The following is a 5576-nucleotide window of genomic DNA, read 5'->3' as shown; positions in this document are numbered from 1 at the left end:
AACTCAAAGACGACGAAACCGAAATAGTTGCCAACCTGCACTCAATAGCAGATTACACCGATGAGATGCTTAACGCATGGACAAAAGAACATCTTCAACCGCTTCAGGCAATAGCCCTGGTAGCCGATGACCCAAATGTCTCAACATCACCACAGTTTCAACAAAGATTGGAGGTACTGGACAGTGCATTACCGACGTTTATACGCTTTTCCATTCTCAACCGCAAGTCAGTTATTGTTGCGTGTTCACAGAAGATTGATGAACTAGGCAGACCAACCATTGGCACGGACTTCTCGGACAGAAAACTCTACAAGGAAATAAATAAAACAAAGACTCCTGCCATATCAGACGTATTAATCTCAAAACTGGGACTGCCGGTACCCGTGGTGGTGATGTCCGTGCCCATAATGAAAGATAATAATGATATACTTGGCTATGTCTCAGGCCCGGTAGACCTGAAATATCTGACGGATATGCTGAAAAAGATCAAGAGTTTCTGGTCATCCAATATCATACTCATAGACAGCAACAGAAATGTAGTCGTCTGTACCAACGACTCCTTGCAACAGTACAATCGCTACGCCGTTGAAGAAAAAATAAGCAGAGTCAGGGTTGACGCGGATATAGACCTGCTGATCCCATACATAAGACCTAACATATCCATAATGGAGAGATGGAAGGCGGCCAAGTACGTTATGGAAAGGCCGCTTAAATCCATTTCAGGCTGGAGTATTATAGTAGAGATACCAACCATTTATTTGTATAGACAGATATTCAGGTCAAACCTCAATAGCCTCATGCTTATTCAACTGATCATCTATTTAACGTTATTTATAACCCGATATCTGATAAAGAGAATAACCCTGTCGGTAAAGAAATTGGAGGAAAATACCACATACCTTGTCCAAAACATCAGCGAACACAAGGATATCACCATAGAAAATGACTCTATAACCGAAATAGACTCCCTGGGCAAAAATTTTAATGCCATCTACAAGCAGCTCAGGGACAAGTTTGAGGAATTACAACGCGCCAATGAGACACTTCAGCGTACCAAAGAACTTGCGGAGTCAGCCAACCGTATAAAGAGTGAATTTATCGCCAACATGAGTCACGAAATCCGGACACCGTTGAACGTCATTATCGGCTTCTCCGACCTGCTTAACAGGGACAACCACGATGACAGGGGCTATATTACAAACATACAAAACGCCTGTAACAATCTCATAACCATAATAGATGACATCCTGGACATCTCAAAGATTGAGGCCGGTCAACTCAAGATACAATACGAACCGGTCAATGTTAGGGCAATATTTAATGAAGTTGAGCAGATGTTTTCGCTAAAGACGATAGAGAAGGGGTTGTTGTTTAAGAAATACATTGACCCACACCTGCCGGATAGTTTATTATTGGAGCAGACGCGTCTGCGGCAGATACTGTTTAATCTTACGGGCAATGCAGTAAAGTTTACAGACCGAGGGTTTGTCTCACTGGGAGCAATGGTGGTAAGCAGCGATGAGTCCTCGGTTGATATGGTCATTGAGGTACGCGATACCGGCATTGGAATCCCAAAGGAGGAGCAAGGGATGGTCTTTGAGCCATTCGTACAAAAACATGGGCAGAGGAGCAAGAAGTATGGCGGTACCGGTTTGGGACTGACCATCACGCGGCGCCTGGTGGAGATGTTTGAGGGGTCAATCAGCGTCTTTAGTGAGCCAAGACACGGAACCGTATTTCTGGTCAATTTCCCGCACGTTGGTGTTGTCAAGGCTGCCATTGCAGATGCCCCCCGGAGCCTTGAATATCTCAACCGTATTGACTTCAGAGATGTAACCATCCTGCTGGTCGATTATGACGATGCAAGTAGGCAGATTGTCAGCGGCTATCTCGATAACCATGGCGTCAACATTGTTGAGGTTGTCAACGACAGAGAGGCATTGGAGTTTACCGACAGGACACGCTTTGACCTGATCCTTATAGACCTCCGGATGCCCATTATGGATGTCTGTCAGACAATAACTGAATTAAAGGAAACAAAAAATACGGAAACTCCAATTGTCGTTATAAGCGCATCTACACTTACAGAGGAACTGAAACTTATCAAACAATGTGTCGATGATTATATCATGAAGCCATACACAAAAAATGACCTTCTGGGCATTATGGCCAAACACCTGACGTATACTCAAAAACCACCCCATTGTGATGACAACTCTCAAGATGATGCCGTAGATGAGCTGCTGAGATGTCTTGCGGCAAAGAACGCCATAACCGGCGACCTTGCCATGAAATTTACCACAGACATAGTGCCCCTCTACGAAACCGTAATCAAGGGTATGAACATTAAGCAAATCAAGGCATTTGCACAAACCCTCATCTCACTTGGAGAGCAGCACAACCTCGACGATATAAAACGCTACGGAGAGTTGTTGGTTAAGCAGGCAAGCCTCTTTGACATCAACAAGCTGGTCGTAAGCCTCGGGAAATTCAGGGTATTAATAGATTTATTTTCGACAGGTACGGTGTTGCCTGAGTCTTTAAGCAAGGAGATTGAAAATGATATCATCGGACAATGAACCTTCCGGCAGTAAGGTCTTGATCGTAGATGACATGTATGATAACCTCCAGATACTTGGCAACGTCTTAAGTGCGCGCGGAATGGACGTAAGCGTTGCCACAAACGGGGAACAGGCCATTGAGATCGTCTCATACGACAAAATAGACCTCATACTGCTTGACATCTCCATGCCCGTCATGAATGGCTACGAAGTCTGTGAGATATTGAAATCCAATCCAAAGACATCACACATCCCGGTAATATTTCTGACGGCCAAGACCCAATCCGCTGATATCGTCAAGGGGTTTGAGGTCGGGGCCGTAGATTACATAACCAAGCCGTTTAATACCGCCGAACTGATGGCACGCGTAAACACACACCTTGAGATCACCAAGGCCAGACAGCGACAGGAACAAGTCCTCATCCAGCAGTCCAAGATGGCCGCCATGGGCGAAATGATAGGCGTCATAGCACATCAGTTGAAACAACCCCTCAACAGACTATCCCTCATTGTCCAGAATATCGCTTTCGATCATATGGACGGCAAGATCGATGACACCTACCTCAAAGACCTGGAACAGGAGCTGCTCAATACGGTGTTTTTCATGTCAACGACAATAAACGACTTCAGGGACTTCTTTAGTCCCCACAAGAGACAAGAGACCTTTGACGTCAAGGTGGCCATAGGTTGTGCACTGTCCATGCTTGGCAATCAGTTTTCAAGAGATGGTATTTCCTACAGGCTGACGTGCCACCTCCACGGCGATACCTTCACCAGTCACACCGAGATAACCCCCTGCGAAAGTATGTCTGTTACTGCCTGCAAGAATGAGTTCATCCATGCCGCACTAAACATCATCAACAACGCAAAGGACGCCGTCCTGCAACGGAGAAAGACCCGATCACTTACCGGCCACCACAGGGAGGATATCCGCATTGACCTGCTCAGGGAATCCGATACGATAAGCATACAGATACAAGACACCGGCGGAGGGGTCCCACAGGAGATGCTAACAATGATATTTGACTACGGCGTCACCTCAAAGGCCGATGCAGGCACCGGGATCGGCCTGTATATTGCCAAGGTCATCATAGAGAAAAACATCGGAGGCAGGCTGTCGGTTGAAAACAGGGATGAAGGCGCCGTGTTTACGATAGAACTACGGCAATCAACAGAATAGCCGGCAGACAACAATCCGTAGGTAGCACTCCATTCAAGCGTGGTCACGTTGCTCAAACACAGTAACAACGTATCCTCTTAAAAAAGCAGGGTAAAATGTATTTCACGGTAAAAGGCATGGATTCCTGCTCCCTGTTCAAGCCAGGGACATGTTTAGCAGGAATGACAATTACAGCTGTTTTTCAAGTGTGTCATTCCTGGCTTGACCAGGAATCCAGGATGCGTAAAAGTATAGTTACCCTGAAATATAAAGAGGATACGTAACAACGGCATATTATAAGGGGATACAATTGGCTTAAATCCTGACAACCACGGTTAATTGTGGTGCTGCCCCCTGCCGTGTTGGAGTCTGTTATTGATGTTTTCAATGGTTTTAGTTTAGTATATCAGCATGACATTGTCACGTTAATTTTTAAGGTAAGAATACTTAATGTATATATAAAGGGGACACAGAGTGCAAGAGAGTGAACACAAACTACCCAAGGGATTTATAATCACCACGGCGGAGGCGGCAATCAAGGCGCCCGGTCGCCGGGATATCGTTGTCATATCATCCACGACGCCTGCATCGGCAGCGGGCGTTTTTACAAGAAACGTGGTAAAGGCCGCCCCCGTCCTCCTGGATATGGAGAGGCTTAGGGACGGTTGTGCGCAGGCCGTTGTCATAAACAGCGGCAACGCAAACGCATGCACGGACCGGCAGGGATTCGCCAACGCTGTTGAGATGTCTGCCATGGTCGCCGATGCCCTGCACATTGCCGTGGACAACTGCCTGGTGGCGTCCACCGGGGTGATTGGCGTACAACTGCCTATGGAGCGGATCAAACCGGCGCTGTATGAGTCGCTGGCCAACCCCGTCAACAGAACCTTGCTGGATGCCGCATCGGCAATCATGACCACGGACACCTTCCCCAAGGCCGTCTCCAGAGACATAGAGCTTGCCTCCTGCACTGCCACCGTGTCGGCCATCGCAAAAGGAGCCGGCATGATAGCCCCGGATATGGCCACGTTGTTGTGTTTTGTCATAACCGACCTCAACATCGACCACACGGCGCTGCAACTGGCCCTGACGGAAGCCGTGGATAAGACCTTTAACAGGATCACCGTTGACGCCGACACCAGCACCAATGACACCGTCCTGGTACTGGCCAACGGTCAGGCCGGCAACGAACGGGTGGTTGCACACGGGTATGGGTTTCATTCTTTCAGGACGGTGCTTCAGGAGATGCTCATGGAGTTGGCCGTAATGTGCGTTAAGGATGGCGAAGGTGCCACCAAGTTTGTCACCATAAAGGTCGTCGGCGCTAACAGCGATACCGATGCCAACAAACTTGCACGGACCGTGGCCAATTCCCTCCTGGTCAAGACTGCCATCTGCGGCGGAGATGCCAACTGGGGCAGGATCATGGCTGCCATCGGATACTCCGGCGTGACGTTTAACCCCAACTGCGTTGATGTCTACTTTGATGACGTGCTGGTGGTCAAGGACGGATACGGCGTAAACAACGACTCCCTGGCCTACGAGGTCTTTAAAAAGAACGACATTGTCATAACCATCAATATGAACACAGGACAGGGCGCTGCAAAGATTTTCACATGCGACCTCACGGAGGACTACGTTAAAATAAACGCACACTACAGGAGCTGAAAGCCCTATCTCAATAAGTACATGGACAGAACATTTGTATCTTCGTAATAGTTCAGCTATACAATTGAAATGTTGTGTATAATTTGACAATGTCACATTCAAGTAACCATCAGGGATTGTCTGAACTAGGATTACACAGATTAAAGGATTTACAGGATAAAGACATGAGGTCTTCTTTAACACAAATC

The 5576-nt window shown here is 47.3% G+C and carries 3 protein-coding genes; all 3 read left to right on the top strand.

What is annotated here, in order from left to right:
- A partial coding sequence (locus tag HWQ67_RS12005; protein ID WP_218252930.1) for a hybrid sensor histidine kinase/response regulator occupies positions 1 to 2579 on the top strand: 2579 nt, incomplete at its 5' end.
- Positions 2560 to 3741 carry a hybrid sensor histidine kinase/response regulator gene (locus tag HWQ67_RS12000; protein ID WP_218252929.1) on the top strand — a complete coding sequence of 394 codons (1182 nt, stop codon included), beginning with the start codon at positions 2560 to 2562 and terminating at the stop codon, positions 3739 to 3741. The genes HWQ67_RS12005 and HWQ67_RS12000, both read left to right, overlap by 20 nt.
- 453 nt (positions 3742 to 4194) lie before the next feature.
- Positions 4195 to 5388: a bifunctional glutamate N-acetyltransferase/amino-acid acetyltransferase ArgJ gene (gene argJ, locus HWQ67_RS11995; protein ID WP_218252928.1), complete on the top strand. Its 1194-nt coding sequence runs from the start codon at positions 4195 to 4197 to the stop codon at positions 5386 to 5388.
- Positions 5389 to 5576: the final 188 nt, after the last annotated feature.

The sequence above is a fragment of the Candidatus Magnetobacterium casense genome, from assembly GCF_019173545.1.
GTDB classification, from domain to species: Bacteria; Nitrospirota; Thermodesulfovibrionia; order Thermodesulfovibrionales; family Magnetobacteriaceae; genus Magnetobacterium; species Magnetobacterium cryptolimnobacter.
This window is presented reverse-complemented; position numbering and strand designations above follow the sequence as displayed.

Bases quoted from the DNA above. Each gene is read 5' to 3' on its own strand.
- HWQ67_RS12000 (WP_218252929.1), top strand. From the start codon at position 2,560: ATGATATCATCGGACAATGAACCTTCCGGCAGTAAGGTCTTGATCGTA.